This window comes from Paenibacillus sp. FSL H8-0261, assembly GCF_045040645.1.
Taxonomy (GTDB): Bacteria; Bacillota; Bacilli; order Paenibacillales; family Paenibacillaceae; genus Paenibacillus_AQ.
In genome coordinates this window covers 1,335,717-1,359,155 of record NZ_CP150297.1, presented here as the reverse complement: position 1 = coordinate 1,359,155, position 23,439 = coordinate 1,335,717, and the positions used below count along the sequence as shown (strand labels likewise).

The window sequence follows — 23,439 nt, the reverse complement described above, 5'->3', positions numbered from 1 at the left end:
ATTCTCCTTATGAATTGGTTGTTATTTCAAATAAATAAATTATGTTCTTAAAAAGGAGGGTTATCATGACAGATATCTCATTAAAGCCGGATGGCTTCGATGAGCAGAAGCTTTTTGTGCTGCCCGATTTCATGATGAATGAATTACATGAGAATCCGTTAACAAATTCCTTCTATGTAAGTGACATTGGCTGCTTCCCAAGAGCGAAGTTTCATTATCGAGAGCGTCCACAAGGATGTGACTCGCATATTCTTATATATTGCGTAGAGGGTGAAGGGTGGATGGAGAGTCATCACAATAAGCTGATCCAAATAAAAGAACGGCAATTAGCTGTCATTCCTACCGGAACACCCCATCGATATGGTGCTTCAGATGTGAATCCCTGGACGATCTACTGGATGCATCTAAAAGGAACGCATGCCGCTGCGTTGATTCAAACTTATGCCATGGACGTAGAGCCGCTAACCTTTACACTGAACCTTCATACCCAATGGATCGAAGATTTCGAGCAATGTTATGCCCTGTTATCGGATAAGCCTTATGCCATGCGTAATCATATCTATGTGTCTCAGTGCATTCGTCATCTGATCAGCCACGTGGGATTGAGTACCATGAACTCTGAGCAAGATAAAAAGAACGAACGTTATCTTGAGCAAGCCATTCGCTACATGACAGATCGAATCAACAGCTCCATTTCACTCCCGGATGTAGCGAAGCATATGGGGTTATCGAAGCAGCATCTAATTTATCTATTTAATCAAGAAACCGGGGTTCCCCCGATTGAATTCTATCTGCGCCTCAAAATGCAGCGTGCCAGTCAACTGCTAGCATTAACCGATTTACATATTAAAGAAATCTCTAGTGCTATCGGGATGCAGGACCCCTACTACTTTTCTAGATTGTTCAAAAAAATAATGGGATGCTCGCCGACTCAATATCGAAGCACCCCAAAAGGTTAAAATAAAGAAAAGCCACACGACCGCTGCACCAGGTAAACCAGTATAGTGGAGTGTGGCTTATATTTTTATTGTAGAGGTTCTAATTAAAACTACGGTTGGAAACCCAGGAGCCTTGCAGTTTACGAAGCATAATAATTTGTCCGGTGTGGTATGAATCATGCAGGATAAGACTCATTACCTCTTCCCCTGGGGCATGACCCGAACCACCCCAATCATATGCGCCTTCTTCCAACGCCTCAATGATTTCTCTAAGAGCAGCGTGCACGTCTTTCAGGTCTGCAACGGCCTTCGACCATGCTTCTTCCCCTTCCGTTGTTACAGTGAAGGTATCATCGTTGCTTTCAGCATCAGGTTGTTTGGGCAAACCTTTTAACTTTCGCAACAAACGCACCTTATAATATGTTAGATGGTTAACCGTCTCCCAGATGGAATTGACTGTACTCCCCTCTGGCTTCCAAAGTGCCTGTTTACTGTCCACACCTTCCAGTGCATCACTTAATGGCGGGGCCCAATCCTCGATATCCATGCAATAATCCCAATTTTGCAGCAGAACCTCACTGATTTTATTTTGCATGTTCAACCTCCTAATACTAACTGAATTATGTAACTACTTAAACCATCATATAGTGGTTACATTAGAAATGTAGCATATTTCCAGCGTTCGATCAAGTAACTAGCTAATCACAATTTTAACTGTTACAATCGTTTTAATCGAGAGTTGTGCGGAAAGGATGAACAGGACGTGTTGTGGGAGGATTTCATTAATAGTTACTGGCGGGATTGGCGAACAGGAGATAAGAACAAGGATCGGGATGAACTCGAAGATCCGGAGTGGATTGCGAAATGGCTGAAGAAGCATGCTCTGCTAGAAACACAGCTGCCGAATACGATAGAACTGGAACAGCTAAAGAAGCTTCGATCCCTACTATGGGACTGGGTACAGGCTATTGTACAAGGAAAATCGATGGATGGAGAAATGCTGAAGCAGCTCAATATCTATATGGACAAGGGTCCTGTTACGCGGCGAATGGTATGGAAAAGTGCCGAGCAAGCGGAGATTTCATTATTGCCACTACATAGCGGTTGGGAGCAGGTGATGGCGGAGATAGCGGCGTCTTTTGCGGAGGCTTTGCTTGAAAAAGAACCCTCAAGATTCCGTATCTGCGAGAATCCTGATTGTCTCTGGGTGTACTATGATGATACACGTAACCGTTCTAAGCGGTACTGCGATGATAAAGCTTGTGGCAACCTCATGAAGGTGCGGCGGTTCCGGGCGCGGAAGAAGGCTGAAAAGGGTTCGGAGTGACTATTAACTCTTGCGGGATGACGAATTTCGATCAACATTTATCCCCCCCAAACTTTTCAACACTCCTAATACGTCTTGCTAGTAAGTGCGCTAATAACACACTTATTACAACTAATGGAGCGTGAACAAACAATGAAAAAGAGCCCTTTTAACGTATTGAAGTTTGGTGTAGTCGGATTAACGGTTGTGGGAATAAGCGCTGGCATGTTACCAATGAATGGCACTGCTTTTGCTGATGCAGTGAACACGACTAAGCCTGCCATCAATGCCCCGATTTCAGCTGTACCGATTTCCACCATCAATAACACTGGAATCCAAATCAAAGAAGTAATTCTCACATCTTCAACGGAGCTTCTGAATACAAATATTAAAGTGCCACAGATCGTAGGTATGTTGGATACGAAGGCTCAGGAAGAGATCAACAGTATCATTCTCTCTAATGCGCAGAAAGACCTTGCTCTTTGGGAAAAGGATGCAACTGAAGCAGCTGCAGACGCTAAAAAGGCTGGTTTTGAGTATCGCCCATATGAGCTAAATATTATTTATGACTTAAAGGAAAATAAAACGGATAACCCTTCTGGAATGATATCACTTGTCGTTACTTCTCAAGGTGAAACTGGTGGAACGGGTATGCCTCGTGTAGATACATACAATGTATTTAATACGAAACAAGCGAAGCGGATTGCCTTGTCAGATTTCTTTGGAAACGACTTTAAGGAAAAGTTGAATGCCGGTATCCTTGCGAAGATCAATGAGGAGCCTGAGAACTATTTTATTGAGGATTTCAAAGGGATCGACGAAGAACAAGGTTTTTATATTGAAAATGGTGAGGTTGTCATCCTCTTCCCTAAATATAGTATTGCTCCAGGCGCCATGGGAACTCCTGAATTTCGTTTCAGTACCCATATTACGAACAACCCGAAGCTCGATTTAAGTACAATAGCTACATTTAAGAATGCTAATGGGGTTTCAATGGTGTCATTACGTGATGTGGCGAATCGTTTAGGATATGAAATCAAGTGGAATCAAACGTCGCGCTCAGCTGAGCTGAAGAAAGGTGCACAGTGGACAAATGTTACCTTAGGTAAAGATTCTTACTTTTTTGCCAAAATGGCACCTGTCACTTTAGGTACTGCTCCTATCCTAAAGAACGATACGATATACGTTCCGGTTAAAATGGTTACCGATATTTTACGTGTGGAAATTAAGAACGGCTAATTAGGCTAATGGCATTCCAGAATGATTTTTTGTTCTAGAATGCCTTTTTAAATTCATAGGCACTTGTGTACCGATTTCTGATCCATTCATGGTCACTCCTTTATTTACCAAGAGAAGTTAAGAACTTTTTTAAGTTAGTCATACGTCTTGCTGACATAAGACAACTGATGACGAAGGAATGAACTACCATGAAAGAAATCAAGGTTACACCACCGACTAACTCTTTAGAACCTGACAATTCCACGACTAGAAGGCGTTATATGCCGGGAATAGATGGACTTCGAGCACTCTCTGTGATCGCAGTTATCGCGTATCATCTCGACCTCAATTGGGCTCCAGGAGGACTTATAGGGGTCGGAATATTCTTCGTTCTGTCTGGATATCTGATCACGGATCAAATCATCCAAAGGTGGAAGCAAGACCGACGGTTCGACCTTAAAGATTTCTGGATCAGACGAGCGCGACGGCTATTGCCTGCTATGTTTGTCATGCTTTTTGTCACTGCTATGTGGCTTCTGGTGTTCGATCGTTCACGATTAGCAGCATTACAAGGGGACTTTATATCTTCAACGTTATACTTCAATAACTGGTGGCTTATTTTTCACGATGTATCTTATTTCGAGAGCTTTGGACCTCCTTCTCCTATAGGTCATTTGTGGTCGCTCGCTATTGAGGAACAGTTCTACTTCATTTGGCCATTGGTTATTATTGTAGGGTTACGCCTTGCACCTCAGCGAGGTAAACTCATTGTGATGTGTCTAACAGGGGCATTCCTCTCGGCACTTGCTATGGCGCTAATCTATCAACCTGGAGTTGACCCAAGCCGAGTCTATTATGGTACTGATACTCGAGCTTTTGCTCTACTGATTGGAGCCGCTCTCGCTCTAGCATGGCCGAGTCAAAATTTGACCGATAAGATTTCACGCAGATCTCGCTATATCCTTGACTTCAGTGGTGCAATCGGATTAATCACCCTCATTCTTATGATTTGGCGGACGAATGAGTACGGACAATTTCTTTATTATGGCGGCTTGGTTCTAGTGTCGATCCTTTCCGCAATTGTAATAGCTGTACTCGCACATCCTGCGAGCCGACTAGCTAAAATCATGGGTTGCAAGCCCTTGCGTTGGATTGGCGTACGTTCCTATAGTATTTACATATGGCATTATCCAGTCATCATTCTAACTAATCCTACAGTAGATACAGGTGGGTTCGATGGTTTCCGTGTTCTTTTTCAGCTGGGAGTTAGCCTCCTATTAGCCTCACTATCGTGGAAATATATCGAAGAACCTATTCGTCAAGGTTTATTAGGAAGATGGTGTACGAAATTAAGCATTCGTCTGCAATTCAAGATTCGACCCTTATTCATCTTTATTGTAGTCCCGTTAATCATATTGTCCATATCCTGCAGTAGCAACTTGGATACTAAGATATCCGCAGATCCGAATACAGGCACTATTACTAATCCCGATAAGAATGAACATAAGGTCACACTAGTGCCCCCTCAAAATGTACCAACACCTGTGCCTGTACCAGTACCAGTAGATCCACTGAAGAAGCCAGAACCTCAGCCTCAGGTAGAAGAAGCAGGTAAAGGTGTTACTGCGATAGGTGATTCCGTAATCCTCGATGCTGCTCCTTATCTACAAGAACTTCTGCCAGGCATTGTTATCGATGGTAAGGTAGGCAGGCAGATGTCACAGGCACAAGAAGTGGTCGATAAACTTAGGACGAAGGGGAAACTTGGCACTCGAGTGATCATTAATCTAGGTACGAACGGAGCTTTTAACTCCAATCAATTGCGGAAATTACTTATTTCACTTGAAGATGTTCAGCAAGTCGTACTAGTAAACACACGTGTACCGAAAAAATGGCAAAATACTGTGAATACTTTGCTTAAGAAAGTGGCTTTAGAATTCCCCAATGCTATGGTTGTAGACTGGCATTCCTCAAGCGAAGGAAAGGACTCTTACTTCTATGAGGATGGCGTTCATCTAAAACGAGAAGGTGCCAAATCCTATGCCGCACTTGTAGCTAAAGCCATACAAAAGGAGAATCAATGAGAATAGTAATCTAACAAACTAAAGCTACGCAATATAAAAAGAGAAGGGTTTTACGAATATGCTTAAGAGGAATAAAGAGAAATTACTCACTCTTTGTATTACAGATAACAAGGAGAACATATACCGTCTAGCTTACAGCTATGTGAAGAACAAAGAGGATGCATTAGATGTTGTTCAGGATTCGATTTATAAAGCTCTCTCCTCTATAGGGTTGCTAAAAAAACCAGAATCCGTAAAGAGTTGGTTGTTTAGAATCGTAGTAACTACCTCTCTAGATTTTCTGAGGAAACATAAAAGAGTTCAACCGGTAGATGATGAAGCACTCGACTTTTTTATGCCTGGTGCGGTAGACGTGTATCCAGATATTGATTTAGAAAGATCGCTGGATGATCTACCCCTTAAGTATCGAAATGTCATCGTCCTTAGATATATCGAAGATTTAAAGATCGAGGAAGTTGCGGAAGTATTAAATGAAAACGTCAATACAGTAAAGACTAGACTATATCAAGCACTCCAGTTATTAAGAGTCAACATGCAGGAAGAATCCTCAAAGGAGATCAATTAGAATGGATAACCAAATCAAAAAAATTATAGAAGATTATAACAAACTCCCTATTCCTGAGGAATTAGATTTCGTTGTAAGTAAAGCATTAAAGAAAAGGAAGATAAGAAGAATACGTTACCAGTGGATATCTGGAGTTTGTGCGGCAGCCCTATTTTTCGTGATTGGGATTAATGTCAATGTTAACATTGCCAATGCCTTCTCCGCTATACCTGGTGTAGACAGTATTGTTAAAGTGCTAACTTTTAGAGAATACAAAGTGGATGAGCAGACCTATAATGCAGACATAAAGGTCCCCATCATTACTAACCTAGAGAATAAAGAGCTGGAATCGACTCTGAATGAAAAATATCTCGAAGAAAACAAAAAACTATATGATGAGTTTCAAGCAGAGATGGAGTCTTTAAAGCAATCCGGAGAGGGTCATTTAGGGGTCGATACAGGCTTTGAGGTTAAAACGGACAATGCTGAGCTATTTGCTATTAGCAGATACGTGGTAAATACCGTAGGTTCATCGTCAACCACAATGCAGCACGATACGATAGACAAGAAGAATCAAATCCTGCTAAGTCTGCCTATGTTATTTAAGGATGATCGATATATCAGTATCATAAGTGAAAATATTAAGGAACAGATGCGCTCCCAAATGAAAGCAGATAAAGATATGTTCTACTGGATTTCAACAGATGAACCCAATGAAGACCTTTTTTATCAATTTGAAAATATAGCTAAAGATCAAGATTTCTATATCAACGATAAGTACCAGCTGGTTATTTCCTTTAACAAATATGATGTGGCTCCTGGCTACATGGGCGTTAGAGAATTCATCATTCCAACAGATGTTATTGCAGATGTTCTGGTCAGCCGTACGTACATTAAATAAATCATTATGAGACTCATAAGGGGTATGCGTTTTGTATCCCTTATGAGTCTTTTTTTGCGTGAAAAGTCATTCATCAATCCCTATGCCTCTAATGTCTTGCCATCCTATTTTTATTTCTTCTAATAATTCATCCCCTATCTTAACTTCTATACTTGAGATAGACTCTCCCCCAACGCTGTGGTAGAAATGAATCGCCGGATTGCCCACCAGCACCCAAGTCATGAACGAGCTATAATTTTTCTTCAATAAATTCTGTGCTACACTTCTTATGAGCTGCTTCCCTAGACCTTTTCCTTGGTGTTCCTTAAGCAAATAAAGTGCGTAAAGCTCCGCATCGTAGAGATCCGGCTCTCTTCGCGCCCCTCCATTTGCAAAGCCAATGATCATCCCAGACTCATCTTCAGCAACATACATTACCTCGTCTTTATTGGGATTTTCAAAATTCTGAATCCAGCGCTTCCTTCTAGCTTCTACTGTGAAATTATCAAGAAACTCGTCTGATATTAGTCCTTTATACGTGGTTTTCCAACTCGTAGCGTGGACGAAAGCGATCCCGTCTATATCACTAGCTGTTGCTTCTCTGATCTTCATTTTATCTCACCCCTGCAGCGCCTTTCGCACGCTTAATATATATTTCGCCTGATCTAATGGATTCACGCCCCGGCGGGTACGCTCAGCGGATACGTCTGGCGGAGATTCTTCATAGCCGGCAAAAAAAGAAGTAAACGTGCTACGCCCCTTCGTGTAGGAGCTTAAAGTAACCGGATAATCGAGCGACGTTGCCAGTGGCAGACGGCCTTCGATGATCATCCGCTCGCCTTGCAGCACAGGTGGCTCGAAGGTGCCGCGCATCTGAACCAGGTCGTTCATCACTCGGCCGCCATTCTCCTCAGGGACAACGATACGAACCTGAAGAATCGGCTCCAGTAGTTTAGTGCCTACCCGCGCGAGTCCATCCATAATCCCCATAGGAGTCGCTACGGCAAAATCTAGCGGATGGGTATGCCATACATGATGCTGTCCCTCGATTAAGGTCACTTTAAGATCGGTAACCTCCCAGCCGTACAAGCCCTGTTGCAAGGCTTCTGGTACACGGCGTGCGGTCTCGCTCTGATATTGTGGCAGCAGATCGGAACTCCGCACTACCGAATCATAAACTAAACCACTGCCAGGAGGTCCGGGCTCTATCTGAAACCGCAGAATCGCCCAGCACGGCTTCGGCATCGTATAAGCGATAAAGCCTTCCCCAGCAGAGGCTGGCGTTTCTTTATAGATAACAGAAGGCTGACCGAAGGTAACCTTCAGCGCATACCGCTCCTCCAGAACACTATTCAGAATCTCCAGCTGAATAGGTCCCATTACTTTGATATGCAGCTCTCGCTCATCCTGCAGCCACTGCGCATCCAAGAGCGGATCTTCATCCGCCAGCTCCTGCAATGCTCCGATAACCTTATGGTCATCCATATCGGTTCCCCAGAATACGCGCACCGTTAGCAGCGGTACAGCCAGCTTCGCCTCCTCCGGAATCGCCTCCGGATGACCGAGTACATCTCCGATCCGTACTCCTGAAAGACCATAGATTACAGCGATATCCCCCGCTTCAAGCGATCCGACATCCTCAGTACGACCACCCTCGACCTTGCGGATCTGGGTCACTTTTCCCTGAATATTCTGCGTGTAGTTCATTACCGTATCGCGGTTACGGATCGTTCCTTCATAAAGGCGGACAAACGCCATTCGCCCCATGCTTTTATCACGCTGAATATTGTAGACAATGCCGGACACCGGCCCCTCAACATTGCCACTAGCTCTCGGAAAATACTCAACCATCGCGTCCAGCAATGCAGTAATGCCAAGCCCCTTGGCGGCAACACCATAAACCATTGGGAAGAAGCGTCCTGAAGCGGAAGCTGTCTTCATATATTTTTTCCAAGCTGCAAGATCAATCGAACTACCTGACATATACGTCTCTAGCAGGTCTTCATCCCGCTCAGCCAATGCCTCTAATAATTCTGTCTGTGCAGCTGGATCAGTATCACTTCCCCATAAATCAATAGCTTCTATGTACTCCTGCTCTTTGCCTATCGGTTGCTGAACAGGAATGATATCACTAGATAAATAATTTCTCGCTTGGGCCAGCACAGCCTCAGGGTCTGCACCTACACGATCCATTTTGTTCATAAAAATAAGCGTCGGTATTCCCAGCTTCCTCAGCGCGTTCCAGATCATCTCACTTTGAGCCTGCACACCCTCTACCGCCGACAAAATTAGCACCGCACAATCCATCACTCGCAAAGACCGTTCAACTTCTGACAGAAAATCGACGTGTCCTGGTGTATCAACGAGGTTGATCTGCACACCTTTCCATTCAAAAGAAGCTAATGCCGCCCGAACGGATATTCCTCGTTGCCGCTCCACATCCATAGAATCCGTCAATGCTGTCCCACTGTCTACACTGCCGAGCGCTCGAATGCGACCGCTTTCATACAAAATATGCTCTGTTGTTGTTGTCTTGCCGGCATCCACATGGGCAAATATCCCCACATTAATCCGTTCTGCTCCCTGCTGTTGAATCATCTATAGTACCCCTATCATGAGCTAGATTGATCTAAATTTATATTGTACACATCCTTATGTCTCATAGTAATACATCCCTCCTTGTTGTTCCACCCTCCTACTAAATTGGTTAAATTCAGCTATGCCGGGTATGTAATTACTAAGTAAGAAGTCTAACGCCAAGGAGGAAATTCATCATGTTAGATCAACGATTGCAAAATAAAGTTGCAGTAGTCACAGGCGCAGGGTCCGGTATTGGAAAAGCTACAGCCATAAGGTTTGCTCAGCACGGAGCTAAGGTATATATGCTTGATCGCACCCCTGAGGAATCCTATGAAACTAAACGTGAAATTGAATCCATTGGAGGAACAGCTACAGTTATCGAATGCGATGTTTCCAATCCAGGTCTTGTCGAAGAAAGTATTCGTAAGGTTGCGGATGAGGCTCGGAAGATTGATATTATTTTTGCGAATGCTGGCATTAATGGTACATGGGCTCCAATAGAAACACTAGAAATCGAAGATTGGGACCAGACGCTAGATACCAACCTACGCAGTACCTTTGCAACAGTAAAATATGCTATCCCCCATATGAAAGAAAATGGCGGAAGCATCATTATCACTAGCTCTATTAACGGAAATCGAGTGTTCTCGAACATCGGCGCTGCTGCGTACTCCTCTTCCAAGGCTGGACAAGTCGCTTTTATGAAAATGGCTGCGCTAGAGCTGGCGCAATACGGTATCCGCGTAAATGCGGTCTGTCCTGGATCGATCGACACTCAAATTGGAGATAATACGGATAAGAGCGATGATCTTCAAGAAGTGAAGATTCCTGTAGAATTTCCGAAAGGCAATCATCCTCTGGAAGATGCGCCCGGTAAACCTGAACAAGTAGCCAATCTAGTATTATTTCTCGCCTCGGATGAGTCTTTCCATGTCACAGGAACTGAGATCTATGTAGATGGTGCCGAGTCACTCCTTCGCGGATAACGTTTTACTTGAATCTTTATAATATTTTAAATTACCTGCAACATTTTGGTCTAATCTACCATCTAAGAGTATGGAGGTGACGCATAATGAAGAAATCATTATTCATAAGTAATGTCAAAACAATGACGATAGCCTGCGGTATTCTAGCAGCAAGCCTGTCATTTGGAGCATCCGCTTTTGCTTTTTCGGATTTGAAAGGTGATCCTGCGGAAGCAAAAATTAACTCCCTGCATAAAGAGGGGATTATAAATGGAGTAGACAAAGATAAGTTCGCGCCTAAATCTAAAGTAAGCTTTGCCCAAGGGATTCAGTTCATCGTTGGGGGTCTGAATCTGTCTCCGAAGCCAGAGGCGGGTAACAGCTCATCCAAAGCTAGTGATTATTTTGATAAGGTGAACGACAAATCCTGGTATGCTTCAGCCTTCCTGACTGCCAAGCAAAATGGTCTTTCACTTGATCGAACAGTAGATCCTAACGGAACCATCACCCGTGCTCAGTTCGCTCACTTATTGACGCAAGCACTGCAAAGTAAAGGTAACTTCCCGGTTACACTCATGTATGTAGACATTAAGGATGGCGATAAACTTTCTACAGAGGTTATAAATAGTCTCCAGATCCTGTTGAATACACATATCGCCACACTCGATAAGAACGGTAATTTCCGGCCAAATGATGCCATTACCCGTTCGGAAGCAGCCGCGATGACCTACGATGCAGCTGCTTTTGCCAAACGCGTAATTGTGTCTAATGGCAGCCCTACTACTCCAACCTATGAGACTGAGGTTACACTAACCAAAGCGGGTGAAGGAGTAAACAAGGCTACATTGACCGTTAACAACTTACCGCATTCTGGATATGGACTAGTGATTGAGCGAATCGAATTTGGCAAAGACAAGACCGCTGTGATTTATTTTAATGTGACTGCTCCTGATCCAGGCAAAATGTACGCACAGGTGATCTCAAAAGCATCTGTTGTCACTTATCTGCCAGAGGGATATAAAGCGATCGCTAAATCGGTATCCGGATCTACATCTTATTCTTCTAGCGCTACGCAATAAAAGCTCCGGACTCGATTCTTATGGAACGAATCAAACGAAGGTGCCCCAAAAGCCGTAAAATGGCTACTGAGGCACCTTCGTTTTTTGGGTTCTCCCCCATGTTCTAAACTACCCAAGGACTAATAAGAATTTCTTACTTCTCAGGGTGTCCATTGATCGTGAATAATGCCTACTAGTGCATGATCCTCTCCAATCTTCTCGAAAACTAGACGCAGGCTGCGCCAGTCCATCCCTTCGACAGAAGGATCGATGCCAGTAATATGATATTCAACGAAATCATATTGCTCCTTGGGATACACTTCGTTCAAGTTATTGATCGTTGTACCTTGCCCAAGCCCCTTGTTCACAGCAATTTCGGCCGTCTGAATGAAGTCTGCATCGTAGACAAACCGCTTGTAGTAATCTGCGAATGTCAGCTCAATTAAATCACCCGATCCAGCAAATGTTCGCCAGACTCTTTTGGTAGAGTCATTCATTAATCCTTCCACTTCATCCTTGCTGAATACAAGATCATTCTTCGTATCTACGTATGCGTATGGAGAAAAACGTAACCCTTTATCTGAATGTACCCATGCGGCCAATTGCTTCATATCCTTATTTTTAATAGACCTTATGACTGTCGTCGCAGCTTCCTCTACAGTTGGCGGAAGTCCCTCCTGATCCAGTGGCTGATCCGTGCTTGATGGCTCCGTCTCCTGTAGTGGCTCCGTAGTAGCCGCTGGTTGTGCAGTTTGTGTCTGCTCTGGCGTTTGCTCAGGCATCTGCATTTGCGTCTGTTCTGGGGTCACCTTCGGTTCCGTTCCCGCTTCTGGCGTTCCTCTGCATGCTGTAAGCCATAACATAGCTGCTATCAGCGCCAAACCACCGATATTTCTTGCGAAGTACATAAGATCCCTCCTCGTTTTTGATCCCTCGCTCTTTAGACTGATTTGAACAAATGAAGGTTGCAGGCTTATACTAAAACTATCAGTCAAACAACTCTTATGAGAGGGCGGGGTTACTATTCATTTAACAGAAAAACTTAAAAGCCTTCCCCTGACTCCCGGCGTGTATCTCATGAAGGATGGCCTTGGCCATATTATATATGTGGGTAAGGCGAAACAGCTGAAACGGAGAGTGAAATCCTATTTTCAAAACTCGAAGTCTCATTCCCCAAAGGTAAAACAGCTCGTTCGACATATTAAAGATTTGGATATTATCCTTACAGATACCGAATTTGAAGCTTTTATGCTGGAGTGCAAATTAATTAAAGAAATAAAGCCCATGTACAATAGAAAAATGAAAAATCCGCAAGCCTATACGTATATCGTAATAGGAACGGATGATAAAATGCCTTCGTTAGAGATTACCTATGATCCTGCTGTTCAAAAAGGTAACCATATTTGGGGCCCCTACACGAGCAGAAGTACCGTGGAAAGAGCCGTGCAAGGCATCAAGGAAAGCTCAAAAATCCTTTGCAGCAATCCAAGCTTCAAAAATTCTTTATGCCTAAACCATTCGCTTGGCTTATGCATAGGGATGTGTGCTGGCGGCGATGCTGCCGTTCAATATAATACAATCATTGATAAAGTCATAGCCCTACTAAACGGAACGGATTCCAGTCTCCTTGTGGAGATGGAGCAACAGATGACTGAAGCTGCAGAGCAATTTGACTTCGAAACCGCCGCCAAATATAGGGATTACATCGGAGCCATCAGCTTCCTGAATCACAAAGAGAAGGTTATCGAATTCGCTGCAGAGAATCAGAATATCGCGATCCTTGAGGCCATGGATGAACAGACGCTTAAACTCATATTACTCAAAGGAAATCGCATCCTGGCGCATACTAAGCTCGAATACGCTCAACCCGATATTACCTACCTGCAAGCCGTTATAACATCAGCGATTATGGACACTTTCTGCGGTGAACTTAACCAGGCCCCGGCAGCAATTACTCGCCATGAAATTGACGAAGCACAAATTATATACAGCTATTTAAAAAGCAGCTCCTGCAGCTACATCATCGTGCAAGAGGATTGGCTTGCAGCTAACAATCATTCCCGTCTAGACACTGCGGTGGACGAGCTGTTGCGTATCTTTTTAAATGCTGCTCCAGCCCATTCGTATAATTAATCTACCTTGTAACTGCGGTGAATGTTTGGACTTCCGTCCCCTTCATCTCATCTATTGGCTCAACTGTTACTCTAAACTTACCCAAAAAGAGCAGGTCCTTCATTCCTTAGACGACAAAACAGGTTTCTCCCCCCATGTACGGAGCGGAAGAAACCTGTTTTGAAGCTTGCCTATCTCTCAACTATATTTACACAATCCTTCATCCAGAAGATTAACAGCAAAAGTTAATTGCTCTTCAGATACAATAAGCGGAGGATGCCAGGTGATGCAGTTCCCTCCTGCCAATTTAAAAGAAAGACCCTTCTCCAAGCAATAATACAGTACTCGCTCAGCTAATTCCTCATTCTTCTCTCTAGTCTCTCTGGACTTCACAAGTTCAATAGAAATCAGTAGTCCAGCAATACGGACATCTCCTATGCAAAGATGTTTAGCCGACAGAGTCTCAAGCTTCCCTCTTACAAATTCAGACCTGCTGATACATTGTTCCCGCAGATTTAAGTCATCGATATAATCGATGGTGGCACAGATCGCTGCACTTCCTAACGCCGGTTTTTCATGGGTATAGTGCCCCAAAGAAATATCCCCCGCACAATCATATTGCGTTCTGGTAAGCACCGCTGCTTGCGGGATCACCCCTCCACCTAACCCTTTTCCGAGCACGAGGATATCCGGTTCGATATCGAAATTCTGATGGACGTAGAACTTTCCGCTTCGCATCAGCGCTGTTGGAATCTCATCAAAAATCAGCAGAATCCCATATTCATCACATATTTTTCTTAATCTTGTGAAATAAGAGATAGGCGGGATATGCGTATCCGTCGCCCGAATAGGCTCAAGTAAGATCGCCCCGATCTCTCCCTCATGCTGAATCATATATTCCAGATAGTCGAGGCAGAAGGTAGCCACTGCTTCATGGGAATGACTTCCCAGCAGGTTACGGTATGCGTTAAAAGGAATGGCTTTCAGCATTCCTGGCATTTGCGGGCCCATGTCCTTTTTAAACACGTATTCTCCTCCGACAGCGATTGTGTCCAGCCCCGCGCCATGGAAGGACTCCCACATGGAGATGACCTTATGCTTCCCCGTCCATTTGCGAGCAACCTTAAGGGCCAGACCTACAGCTGCACTTCCGGAAGGCGTAAATAATACTTTATAGTCCTTTGAGGTCGTTTTGTTGATTAAAGCTTCTGCAGCTTTCACCGCAATATCTGCCGTAAATCTTCTTGGAATGAACGGTAGCTCGTCGAGCTGTTTTTTCACAGCTTCAGTTACGTAAGGATTCTTATAGCCAATCTGATGAATGCTATTTCCATGAAAATCAAGATATTTGTGTCCATTCACATCTGTGATATAACATCCCTCAGCATCTACGATACTGTTCAAGCATGGCGTTGACATGGATTGTCGCATATATGCACGCTCGTCCGCTTCGATCCTATCTATACTCACAGCGCTTAACTGGGTCATCCACTCTGTCCGCAAGGGGCTAAAGTTGATGTCACCTTCTCTTTTCAGCTCATGATTATCTCGCATAAGGTCTGATTCCTTGAGAAATCAGTACATTGATTCGCCCAATCAGCTGAGGCAGCTCACTCATCGATTGAATCGTAAAGTCTGCCCCGTTTTGAATAAAAGAGGTCTGTGTCGCTGAGATCACCGTTTCCTTCTCCACGTCTGAAAGTGCATTAAATTCCTCCTGGCTTAAGCCCATTTCAGAGCTTCCAATGATTACACCTACGGACCAGACGCCTGCATTAACACCTTCTTGAATGTCTGAAATCGTATCGCCTACCTTAACAACCTTCCATGCTGCCGATAGCTTTAAAGCTTCCATATTATGATAAATCATATACGGGTAAGGTCTTCCCAGTGAATGCGTTCCATCTGGCGTGATTACATAATCCGGTTGATAGCCCTTCCCAGCGGCATTCGGAATTACAACATCCATCATGGATTGGGTATATCCAGTGGTCGAACCAATCTTTAGCCCCTGGCTTCTGAGCACTTGGACGGTCTCAATAACCTGCGGAATCGGATCAGTATATTCGGATAAGGATGCCATCAGGGCCGGTTCGAATTCAGCATACAGGTTCTCTACATCCTGTTCAGTAAAAGCTCTGCCATACTTTCCTTCCCACAAGGCACCTACTCTTGGCATGGATAACATCGCACGGATATGATCTATTTTCAGCATCCCCATAGGGGCTCTAGCTTCCTGCATCGTAACTTCAATCCCAGCTTCCCGAAAAATATCAAGGAAAACATTCACCGGTGCAAAGCAGCCAAAATCTACCGCTGTTCCTGCCCAGTCCAGAATTACGCCTTCGACTTGATTCATTGTGTCATTCCTCCCATGTATGCTTCGATAATATTACATAAGTTCTGAATATCTTCTTCGTAAATCTCACCAATATTCCCAATCCGGAAGGTGTCGTGCTCCGTTAATTTGCCTGGGTAGAGGACGTAGCCTTTTTCTTTCACATATTCATAGAAATCTTCAAAGCTGAATGTCTCGTTCGGAAAAAGAAAGGTGGTTATAATAGGAGACTGCTTATCGTCTGTGATATACGCCTCTATTCCTATTCTCGCAAGTCTTTCTCTCAGTATGCGGTTATTATTCTGGTATCTTGCTGCCCTTGCAGGAATGCCGCCTTCTTCGATCAGTTCTTCAATCGCTTTCGAAAATGCAGCCACTACATGGGTCGGAGACGTATAGCGCCATTTCCCATCCGCGTCCATCGCCTTCCATTGATCGTATAGATCAAGTGATAGACTACGTGCATTCCCTTTACATGTGAGCAGCTTATCCAGCTTTGCAATGACAAACCCAAATCCCGGAACACCCTGAATACATTTATTGGCGCTGCTGATTAAATAGTCAATTTCAAGCCCAGGTACATCAATCTCTATTCCACCGAAGCTGCTCATCGCGTCGATAATTAATGTTTTATCGTAGGCTTTTGCCAGTTGTGAGATCATCTCAAGCGGGTTAAGAATCCCTGTCGTCGTCTCGCAATGCACCATCGCAATGTGCGTAATGGCTGGATCCTCTATAAGAATCCCTCTAAGCTCTGCCTCTTGGGGGAATTCATTATATAGGGTACTATACACACGATAATGGAGTCCGATATATTGCGCCATTTGCACAATACGTTCTCCGTAGGCACCGTTTGTAATAATCAAAAGCTTATCATCCGCTGAAATCGCCGTAGTCAGCACAGATTCCACTGCAAACGTACCACTACCCTGCATGAGAACTGTCGTATATTCATCGTTCGTTGCCCTTGCCAAATCCAGAAGTCTGGATCTGATTTGTTGTGTAATGTTCTTATAGTCCTGGTCCCAAGTACAACGGTCAAAGAGCATTTGCTCTTTGACCGTGTTAGTAGTTGTCAAGGGACCGGGTGTCAGCAGTTTATAGTTGTTCATGGCCCTAACACTCCTTCTAATCTTATTTATTTTCTTTAAAGAATTGTTGATGTTGCTCCAGCAGTTCCACAGTCAACGGCTTAACAAATTTCATACTGTGTGCAGGCTTATGGATATCACTAACCGTTTCATCTTTATATAGAGCCACTGGGTAATTTGTAATTAAGTCTTTTCTAGCATCTTTAATAATCGTTTCTGCCATTTTCATAGCCAGCTCTGTTGTTGCATCATCTTTTTTCACCACGGCTACGGATTCTGTAAGCGAGAAGTTACCTTCCGTTGGATCTACATAGTCAATCGGTGCGCCTTCTTCTTTAGCTAATACTGCCTGATGACGAAGTCCAAAGCCTGCAGCCACTTCTCCTGCTTTTACCTTTTTAATCGGACCGGAACCGGAGCTTTCCAGATGTGGGCCTACATTAGCAACTAAATCATGCAGAACCGTTTTACCTTCTTCTTCCCCGTATTGCGAAATAATCGCCTGAACCAACAACCAGCCTGTCGAAGAGTCCATAATGTTCGGAACAGATACCAAGCCTTTAAATTCTGGTTTTGTTAAATCCTTAATGGACGTTGGCATCGCCAAGCCCTTATCTTTAAGCACCGCTGTGTTTACAAAAATAGCACCGGTATTCGCCAAAATCGGCGTATAGTACGCTGGATAGGAATCTAGCGCGTTAGTCGTAAACGATAGATCTTTAAACATGCCATGTTTCTCTTGCGCACTTTCTACAAAATAAGAGCTCATCGTGATCAGGTTAGCCTCAATTTTGTCTCCCTCTGCCATCAGCTTTCCACCCAGCTCAGAAGTGCCCAAGGATTGAAAGAGATATTGCCCTTCGTACCCCGCACCTTTTAGCGCAGTCTCCATAGAGGCTACAGCTTCTTCATCCGCATTGGTCAAAATCACTACTTTACTCGCATCACCCGCTGCTTTATTTCCACAACCTGCTAATGTGAACACCAAACTCAAAGCCACGATAGACAACATAATTCCTTTGAATCCCTTAATTCTCTTAGACATAATTTCTCCCTCACTTTAACTGGTTTTTTTATATTTAAAATCGTTAACTAACGAGAGTTTGATTGCCGTTTCTGGAAATAGTCACCTAGGAGCTTAATGATAAGGTTGGTGCAAAAGATCAGGATGGATAGGACAAACACCTCATTAAATTTGGCGAAATGCTGCAGCTCTTTTATTTTGCTGGCAACTACCGAGGTTTGGGCAGTCACTAGAAAGATAATTCCGCTAATGGTCACCATCCCATTGATAAAATAGTAGCTGACCATCTCGATCACCGTGGATGCAGAGTTCGGTAGAATGACCCGGCGGATCGTCTGCAGCCAGCTGTCACCTAATAATTCAGCAGTGGTTTCCCACGATGGATTCATTTTCGCCAGAGAGTTCTTTGCCATCAAATAAGGAGTCGTAAAGTAATGAACAAGGGTACAGAGCACAAGAATCGTAAAGGTTCCTTTGAGACTGCTGTTATTGAACAGAAGTAGATACGACAGACCAAGGACCATACCCGGTACCGTGTTCGTCACCATCGATAGGATGTCAAAGGTCGCTTTCCCTTTTATAGGCGTTCGCACATTGATGATAGCCGCAGCATAAGCCACGATCGTACCTACGATTGCCGTCAGTCCTGCTACGAGCAAGGAATTTTTATATACATTGATTAAATCGCTTGATTGAAAAACATCCACAAAATGCTTGAATGTAAACGTAAGATCATAAGGATAGCCATTCATCAGTGGTGCAACGAACATGACTGCAAATACAGCTAGTAGACCGATTAGAATCACGGATGAGATTAGTCCAAGAACCGAATCTCTGCCTTTATTCGGGATCATCTCGATTTCAGTCACCTTGTCATAATGGAAATTGAATTTTTCAAGATACGTTAACAGCACAACCCCGAACGCCGCCGGTATTAACATCAGTACAGCAATAACTGCCCCATTGTTAAAATCCGGTATAGCCCCAAGCATGACCTGATACAGCTGAGTAGCAACCACGTTATACGTCCCCCCCACCGATGCAGGGATCCCAAAATCCGTGAAGCTTAGGATAAAAGAAAGAACAAACGCCCCTCCCAAAGTGCCCCACAAAGGCCGAACGATCGTGTTCATGAAGCTTCGCAACGTCCCATCCCCCATAAGCTTGGATACGACGATGAACTTTTTATCAATGTACTTGAACGAATTATGAATCAGCAGGAAAGCAGAAGGTAAGGTATAAATTACGTAGCCTATCAACAGCCCATTAAATCCATAAATCTCGAATAAATTCCGTCCGAAGATTTTAGTAATCAGTCCCTGGTTGCCAAAAGAGTACATTATCGCAAACCCATAAGTAATCGTAGGCAGCAGCATAGGAATCAGAATTCCAGTTCTAATGATGCTTTTTAACGGGCGATAGATTCTTGTACAGTGGATAGAATAGGCTAGGATAAAAGCTAGAACCGTCGTGATGAGTGCCGTAACACCGGAGACCTTCATACTATTTCCGATGGACTCTCGAATCTCTTGATCTGCCAGAATGGTGAGATAATTGGATACCGAATAACCTTGGCCCGTTTCAAACGAGCGGATAAATAAAACTGCCAGTGGCAAGATCAGGAAAACGATAAATAACAATACGATTGGGATAAAAATGATCCGCATTTCCGGTTTAGCTTTAGGCATAATGTTCACCGAACAGGTTATAGATATTTTCCCGTTTCACTTGCAGTTGCCCCAGAATAAATTCTTTTACAAAATCATTGCTGGGTTGTTGAATGATCTCTTGAGGTGTTCCGAATTGGGCAATATGACCTTGATTAATGATGAGAATTTTATCCGACAGGGTTAACGCTTCTTCAGGGTCATGGGTGACGATAATCGTCGTAAGCTTGTATTCTCTGGCGATGGATTTAATCCGAGCTTTAATAGATTCCTTGATGATTCCATCCAGTGCGCTTAGAGGTTCATCGAGCAGTAGTAATTTGGGCTTCATTACGAGCGTTCTTGCCAAAGCCACCCTTTGCTTCTGCCCACCCGATAGAGCGCCGATCTTCTTCGTTAAATGCGGCTTTAATTCCAGAAACTCGATATACTCCTGAACCTCATGCTCCGACGTTAATCCCTTTTTATTTTTCAGACCATAAACGATATTTTCGTAAGCATTAAGGTTGGGGAAGAGCGCATAATCCTGGAACACTATATTAAATCCGCGTTTCTTCATGGGTACATTGCTTAAATCTTGATCATTAAAAATGATTTGCCCCTGCTCCATCTTTGAAAGTCCCAAGATGATGTTTAGCAAGGTGGTTTTGCCACTCCCGCTGGGGCCGAGTAAGGAGACAATTTCCCCTGCTTGGATGTCTAGACTAATATCCTCTAGAACAACCTTGTTATCGTAATGCTTGCTTATGTTTTGTAATTTAAGCAAAGGTTCCACCTCCTCAAGTACAACCTCAGTATAAAAAGGTTTTGTTTTTGAGGATAAACAGTTACGTAAAATGTATGTAAATTATAAATAAGTTGTGAGTATATTATAAGTATATCATGACTAACTTATAAAGGAGTAGTTGCTACCCTATATTAATCCCTTTATACTTCAACTATCGAAAGCGATATAAACTTTGAATGGGTGATTACATGTTTCCACTGGAAAGACAAAAGAAAATCATAGAAATCTTAATGTTCAAAAAGGTTCAGAAGCTGCCGGAGCTAGCAGAAGAGCTTAATATTTCTATCGATACCCTTCGCAGAGATATCAACCTGCTGGACAAGCAAGGGAAGATCAAGAAGATTTATGGTGGAATTAAACTGGTGGAATCGGAGTTTGCTGAATCTCCAATGGATGCGCGGATGGTCGGTCACTTAGAGGAAAAGAAAATGATCGCCCAAAAGTGCAGCGAATATATCAACGATGGGGATTGCATCTATCTGGACAGCGGCTCTACCACCTATCAGATCGCCAAATATATCAAGAATAAAAAGAATCTCACGGTCATTACGAACTCCATTCCTGTGGTAAACGAGCTGATGAACAGTGCGGTTGAGCTTATTATCATTGGCGGAAAGGTCCGACTAAATGAGCAGTCTGTCATTGCATATGATTATCTATTTAATTTCAGTGAATTAAATATCCTTAAGGCTTTTATTTGCGCAAGCGGCATTACCCTTGAAAAAGGCATCTCCGACTATAACCTGGAGGAAGCGCAAACGCGCAAAAAAATTATCGATCTCTCCAAAGAAGTTTATGTTGCTGCTGACCATACTAAATTCGGGAAAGATGTGACCATCGGCATCGCCTCACTCGATAAAATTGGGTACATTATTACCGACCGTAATATAGATCGAAGCTTCCTCCAGAAGTTTAAAACCAAACGCACGAGCTTGATAATTGCGGAATAAAGACTTTCTTCATCCATCTAAAAACACAAAAAGGCCTCTCCTTGGATTTGAAATGGTGGTGGTAACTCCATTTTACCTAGGGGATTTTTGTGTTTTTTAGAATCATTGACACTTACCTGATGCGTTGATGATAATTAGGGAATTTCTCCCTATATATCAGAGATTTATACGCATCAGACTACTAATTAGGGAAAACCTCCCTATAATTCAGGTGATTCGTTGGTAAATGTAGATATTTGCCTAATTTTCAGGGAGGAATTCCCTAATTCCATTGATTTTATGCAAATATCAGCTTTTTTCAGGGAGTTTTTCCCTAATTACTCTCCCAAACATCATTTTTCCGAACATCCCCGAACTTAACATCATAGACAGCATTTCAGGAATCTCTTAAACTAAAAAATCAGAAGTACTAATACATTATGGAGTGTGAATATGCCCTTGAATCAGATGTCCGAGTTACACAAGAGAAACAAATTAATTATTTACTTGTTTTGGGGCTGTTTGTTGTTCGGTTCAATTTCGCTTTACAGATTTCCACAAACAATCATGGCGATTATATCAGCAGCGGTACCCCTTGGATTATTGTGTACGGTACTAATTTGGAAACGTGTGGCTACATCCTATATTATGTACATAACAGCTATTGGCTTTAATATCATTACATACTTCTACATCGATGCAGGGGCAAATATCATTAGTACGTTAATTCTATACTGGGGTCTAGGCATCGTATCCCTCTATCACAACTATCGCCCATTGCTCCTTAATGGTGTGATAGCTTGTATCTTACTCAACTATTTTCTAATGACCAAACCCGCTTTCGAATCCGTTGATGCCTTAAGTGTTAACGTTTTTCTCATCATGATGATACTGGTTCTGATCTATCAGAGTCAGATTGGTGCGAAAATGTTCAAAAATATGTCTAAGAGCAGCAACGAAGCTGAACATGCCAGAGCGGAAATGGAGACTATCCTTACAGGTGTTACTGAATCCGTAGGAGTTCTGAGTCAATCTAGTAATCTAATGCATAACAACGTACTGACAACAGATCGAATTTCCAAAGAAGTCGTAACCGCCTTCCAAGAGATAGCTAGTGGAGTAGAATCACAAGCACAGAGTGTTAGCGATATCTCAAATGCTATGCAGCAGTTAAACGAATCAGCTATGCAGGCAAATGCTGCCTCCGTCTCCATGAGCAATAGAAGCCGTGAAACGGATCAAATTACGCAAGAGGGGCAAGATGAAATCATTCGCTTAACTGGAACTATGTCTGAAGTTACGGATATCGTAACGAGTACTGCTGGCTTGATGACACAAATGAATGAAGAAAATCAGAAGATTGAATCGATTGTTTCCAGCATCGTAGGAATTGCTGAGCAGACAAATCTTTTGTCGCTAAATGCTTCCATTGAAGCCGCTCATGCGGGGGAACACGGCAAAGGTTTCGCAGTCGTATCCAATGAAATCCGAAAATTGGCACAGAGCTCCCACAATGCATCCGCGGACATTGCCCGGATTCTCAGAAGCATTCAAAATAATATTGCACAGGTTGGTGATATGGTTTCTAACGGGTTGCTAGTTGTAGAATCAGGGAAAAATTCCACTGATGATATCGCTCGATTATTCGAGGGTATCCGAAATAATACACACCAAGTGCTTGAACAAGCAGAAGACCTGAAGGATAGGAGCGATCATATCCGGCATGCATCCACCCTTGTACTGGGCGAAGTTAATTCAGTGGCTGCAATTACCGAAGAGAATACCGCAGCTATTGAACAAGTCCTCGCTAGCGCTGAGGTCCAGCAACAACATGTTTCTGAAACGGTGATTAGCATCAGCAATCTAAATGAGTTAGCTATTAAGTTAGACAATTTAACGAGATCTTCATAGATACAAC

21 protein-coding genes are annotated in these 23,439 nt (G+C 43.2%); 11 read left to right on the top strand and 10 right to left on the bottom strand.

Annotation, left to right across the window (positions count from 1 at the left end):
• The first annotated feature begins 65 nt into the window (after positions 1 to 65).
• Positions 66 to 959 (top strand): helix-turn-helix domain-containing protein, encoded by an 894-nt coding sequence (locus tag MHI27_RS05925; RefSeq protein ID WP_405175812.1) that lies wholly within the window; start codon positions 66 to 68, stop codon positions 957 to 959.
• 79 nt (positions 960 to 1,038) lie between these two features.
• On the opposite strand, the gene MHI27_RS05920 is transcribed toward MHI27_RS05925, so the two are convergent.
• The gene (locus MHI27_RS05920; RefSeq protein WP_042185502.1) at positions 1,039 to 1,533 is read right to left on the bottom strand and encodes a DinB family protein; all 495 of its coding nucleotides are present in this window, start codon (positions 1,531 to 1,533) and stop codon (positions 1,039 to 1,041) included.
• 168 nt (positions 1,534 to 1,701) lie between these two features.
• On the opposite strand from MHI27_RS05920, the gene MHI27_RS05915 reads away from it, so the two are divergent.
• From MHI27_RS05915 to MHI27_RS05895, 5 genes are all read left to right on the top strand, one after another.
• Positions 1,702 to 2,265 carry a CGNR zinc finger domain-containing protein gene (locus MHI27_RS05915; RefSeq protein WP_042185500.1) on the top strand — a complete coding sequence of 188 codons (564 nt, stop codon included), beginning with the start codon at positions 1,702 to 1,704 and terminating at the stop codon, positions 2,263 to 2,265.
• A gap of 132 nt (positions 2,266 to 2,397) precedes the next feature.
• Positions 2,398 to 3,483: a stalk domain-containing protein gene (locus MHI27_RS05910; protein ID WP_076284041.1), complete on the top strand. Its 1,086-nt coding sequence runs from the start codon at positions 2,398 to 2,400 to the stop codon at positions 3,481 to 3,483.
• Between the two features lie 188 nt (positions 3,484 to 3,671).
• A complete protein-coding gene (locus MHI27_RS05905; protein ID WP_405175811.1) occupies positions 3,672 to 5,546 on the top strand; it encodes an acyltransferase family protein in 1,875 nt (624 codons plus the stop codon).
• 58 nt (positions 5,547 to 5,604) lie between these two features.
• A complete protein-coding gene (locus MHI27_RS05900) occupies positions 5,605 to 6,111 on the top strand; it encodes an RNA polymerase sigma factor (protein ID WP_405175810.1) in 507 nt (168 codons plus the stop codon).
• 1 nt (position 6,112) lies between these two features.
• Positions 6,113 to 6,991: a DUF3298 and DUF4163 domain-containing protein gene (locus MHI27_RS05895; RefSeq protein WP_042124758.1), complete on the top strand. Its 879-nt coding sequence runs from the start codon at positions 6,113 to 6,115 to the stop codon at positions 6,989 to 6,991.
• Between the two features lie 66 nt (positions 6,992 to 7,057).
• Here the strand turns inward: MHI27_RS05895 and MHI27_RS05890 are convergent, their stop codons facing one another.
• Positions 7,058 to 7,582: a GNAT family N-acetyltransferase gene (locus MHI27_RS05890; protein ID WP_405175809.1), complete on the bottom strand. Its 525-nt coding sequence runs from the start codon at positions 7,580 to 7,582 to the stop codon at positions 7,058 to 7,060.
• 6 nt (positions 7,583 to 7,588) lie between these two features.
• Positions 7,589 to 9,568 carry a GTP-binding protein gene (locus tag MHI27_RS05885; protein WP_405175808.1) on the bottom strand — a complete coding sequence of 660 codons (1,980 nt, stop codon included), beginning with the start codon at positions 9,566 to 9,568 and terminating at the stop codon, positions 7,589 to 7,591.
• 176 nt (positions 9,569 to 9,744) lie between these two features.
• On the opposite strand from MHI27_RS05885, the gene MHI27_RS05880 reads away from it, so the two are divergent.
• A complete protein-coding gene (locus tag MHI27_RS05880) occupies positions 9,745 to 10,536 on the top strand; it encodes an SDR family NAD(P)-dependent oxidoreductase (RefSeq protein WP_042185493.1) in 792 nt (263 codons plus the stop codon).
• An 86-nt stretch (positions 10,537 to 10,622) separates the two neighbouring features.
• Positions 10,623 to 11,594, top strand: a complete 972-nt coding sequence (locus MHI27_RS05875; protein WP_076298380.1) for an S-layer homology domain-containing protein — start codon at positions 10,623 to 10,625, stop codon at positions 11,592 to 11,594.
• 140 nt (positions 11,595 to 11,734) lie between these two features.
• On the opposite strand, the gene MHI27_RS05870 is transcribed toward MHI27_RS05875, so the two are convergent.
• A complete protein-coding gene (locus tag MHI27_RS05870; protein ID WP_339269237.1) occupies positions 11,735 to 12,481 on the bottom strand; it encodes a hypothetical protein in 747 nt (248 codons plus the stop codon).
• A gap of 169 nt (positions 12,482 to 12,650) precedes the next feature.
• Here MHI27_RS05870 and MHI27_RS05865 point away from each other — a divergent pair, with 169 nt between their 5' ends.
• Positions 12,651 to 13,706, top strand: coding sequence for a UvrB/UvrC motif-containing protein (locus tag MHI27_RS05865; RefSeq protein WP_405175807.1), 1,056 nt, complete (start codon positions 12,651 to 12,653; stop codon positions 13,704 to 13,706).
• A gap of 177 nt (positions 13,707 to 13,883) precedes the next feature.
• Here MHI27_RS05865 and MHI27_RS05860 read toward each other — a convergent pair whose 3' ends face one another.
• From MHI27_RS05860 to MHI27_RS05835, 6 genes are read right to left on the bottom strand one after another with little or no spacing between them, the layout of a single operon-like run.
• Positions 13,884 to 15,239 carry an aspartate aminotransferase family protein gene (locus MHI27_RS05860; RefSeq protein WP_405175806.1) on the bottom strand — a complete coding sequence of 452 codons (1,356 nt, stop codon included), beginning with the start codon at positions 15,237 to 15,239 and terminating at the stop codon, positions 13,884 to 13,886.
• A complete protein-coding gene (phnX, locus tag MHI27_RS05855; protein WP_405175805.1) occupies positions 15,229 to 16,044 on the bottom strand; it encodes a phosphonoacetaldehyde hydrolase in 816 nt (271 codons plus the stop codon). The genes MHI27_RS05860 and phnX overlap by 11 nt, the downstream gene beginning before the upstream one ends.
• Positions 16,041 to 17,135: a 2-aminoethylphosphonate--pyruvate transaminase gene (phnW, locus tag MHI27_RS05850; RefSeq protein WP_405175804.1), complete on the bottom strand. Its 1,095-nt coding sequence runs from the start codon at positions 17,133 to 17,135 to the stop codon at positions 16,041 to 16,043. The genes phnX and phnW overlap by 4 nt, the downstream gene beginning before the upstream one ends.
• Before the next feature lie 22 nt (positions 17,136 to 17,157).
• A complete protein-coding gene (locus MHI27_RS05845) occupies positions 17,158 to 18,159 on the bottom strand; it encodes an extracellular solute-binding protein (RefSeq protein WP_076284032.1) in 1,002 nt (333 codons plus the stop codon).
• 47 nt (positions 18,160 to 18,206) lie between these two features.
• Entirely contained in the window at positions 18,207 to 19,826 is a 1,620-nt protein-coding gene (locus tag MHI27_RS05840; protein ID WP_405175803.1) for an ABC transporter permease subunit, read from the bottom strand.
• Positions 19,819 to 20,571 carry an ABC transporter ATP-binding protein gene (locus MHI27_RS05835; protein WP_339269226.1) on the bottom strand — a complete coding sequence of 251 codons (753 nt, stop codon included), beginning with the start codon at positions 20,569 to 20,571 and terminating at the stop codon, positions 19,819 to 19,821. The genes MHI27_RS05840 and MHI27_RS05835 overlap by 8 nt, the downstream gene beginning before the upstream one ends.
• A 209-nt stretch (positions 20,572 to 20,780) precedes the next feature.
• Between MHI27_RS05835 and MHI27_RS05830 the strand changes: the two genes are divergently transcribed.
• On the top strand, positions 20,781 to 21,542 hold the full coding sequence (locus MHI27_RS05830; protein WP_042185482.1) for a DeoR/GlpR family DNA-binding transcription regulator: 762 nt from the start codon (positions 20,781 to 20,783) through the stop codon (positions 21,540 to 21,542).
• 432 nt (positions 21,543 to 21,974) lie between these two features.
• Complete coding sequence (locus tag MHI27_RS05825) at positions 21,975 to 23,432, top strand: methyl-accepting chemotaxis protein (RefSeq protein ID WP_405175802.1); 1,458 nt, start codon at positions 21,975 to 21,977, stop codon at positions 23,430 to 23,432.
• Positions 23,433 to 23,439: the final 7 nt, after the last annotated feature.

Bases quoted from the DNA above. Each gene is read 5' to 3' on its own strand.
- MHI27_RS05925 (WP_405175812.1), top strand. From the start codon at position 66: ATGACAGATATCTCATTAAAGCCGGATGGCTTCGATGAGCAGAAGCTT.
- MHI27_RS05920 (WP_042185502.1), bottom strand. From the start codon at position 1,533: ATGCAAAATAAAATCAGTGAGGTTCTGCTGCAAAATTGGGATTATTGC.
- MHI27_RS05910 (WP_076284041.1), top strand. From the start codon at position 2,398: ATGAAAAAGAGCCCTTTTAACGTATTGAAGTTTGGTGTAGTCGGATTA.
- MHI27_RS05905 (WP_405175811.1), top strand. From the start codon at position 3,672: ATGAAAGAAATCAAGGTTACACCACCGACTAACTCTTTAGAACCTGAC.
- MHI27_RS05900 (WP_405175810.1), top strand. From the start codon at position 5,605: ATGCTTAAGAGGAATAAAGAGAAATTACTCACTCTTTGTATTACAGAT.
- MHI27_RS05895 (WP_042124758.1), top strand. From the start codon at position 6,113: ATGGATAACCAAATCAAAAAAATTATAGAAGATTATAACAAACTCCCT.
- MHI27_RS05890 (WP_405175809.1), bottom strand. From the start codon at position 7,582: ATGAAGATCAGAGAAGCAACAGCTAGTGATATAGACGGGATCGCTTTC.
- MHI27_RS05885 (WP_405175808.1), bottom strand. From the start codon at position 9,568: ATGATTCAACAGCAGGGAGCAGAACGGATTAATGTGGGGATATTTGCC.
- MHI27_RS05880 (WP_042185493.1), top strand. From the start codon at position 9,745: ATGTTAGATCAACGATTGCAAAATAAAGTTGCAGTAGTCACAGGCGCA.
- MHI27_RS05875 (WP_076298380.1), top strand. From the start codon at position 10,623: ATGAAGAAATCATTATTCATAAGTAATGTCAAAACAATGACGATAGCC.
- MHI27_RS05870 (WP_339269237.1), bottom strand. From the start codon at position 12,481: ATGTACTTCGCAAGAAATATCGGTGGTTTGGCGCTGATAGCAGCTATG.
- MHI27_RS05865 (WP_405175807.1), top strand. From the start codon at position 12,651: ATGAAGGATGGCCTTGGCCATATTATATATGTGGGTAAGGCGAAACAG.
- MHI27_RS05860 (WP_405175806.1), bottom strand. From the start codon at position 15,239: ATGCGAGATAATCATGAGCTGAAAAGAGAAGGTGACATCAACTTTAGC.
- phnX (WP_405175805.1), bottom strand. From the start codon at position 16,044: ATGAATCAAGTCGAAGGCGTAATTCTGGACTGGGCAGGAACAGCGGTA.
- phnW (WP_405175804.1), bottom strand. From the start codon at position 17,135: ATGAACAACTATAAACTGCTGACACCCGGTCCCTTGACAACTACTAAC.
- MHI27_RS05845 (WP_076284032.1), bottom strand. From the start codon at position 18,159: ATGTCTAAGAGAATTAAGGGATTCAAAGGAATTATGTTGTCTATCGTG.
- MHI27_RS05840 (WP_405175803.1), bottom strand. From the start codon at position 19,826: ATGCCTAAAGCTAAACCGGAAATGCGGATCATTTTTATCCCAATCGTA.
- MHI27_RS05830 (WP_042185482.1), top strand. From the start codon at position 20,781: ATGTTTCCACTGGAAAGACAAAAGAAAATCATAGAAATCTTAATGTTC.
- MHI27_RS05825 (WP_405175802.1), top strand. From the start codon at position 21,975: ATGCCCTTGAATCAGATGTCCGAGTTACACAAGAGAAACAAATTAATT.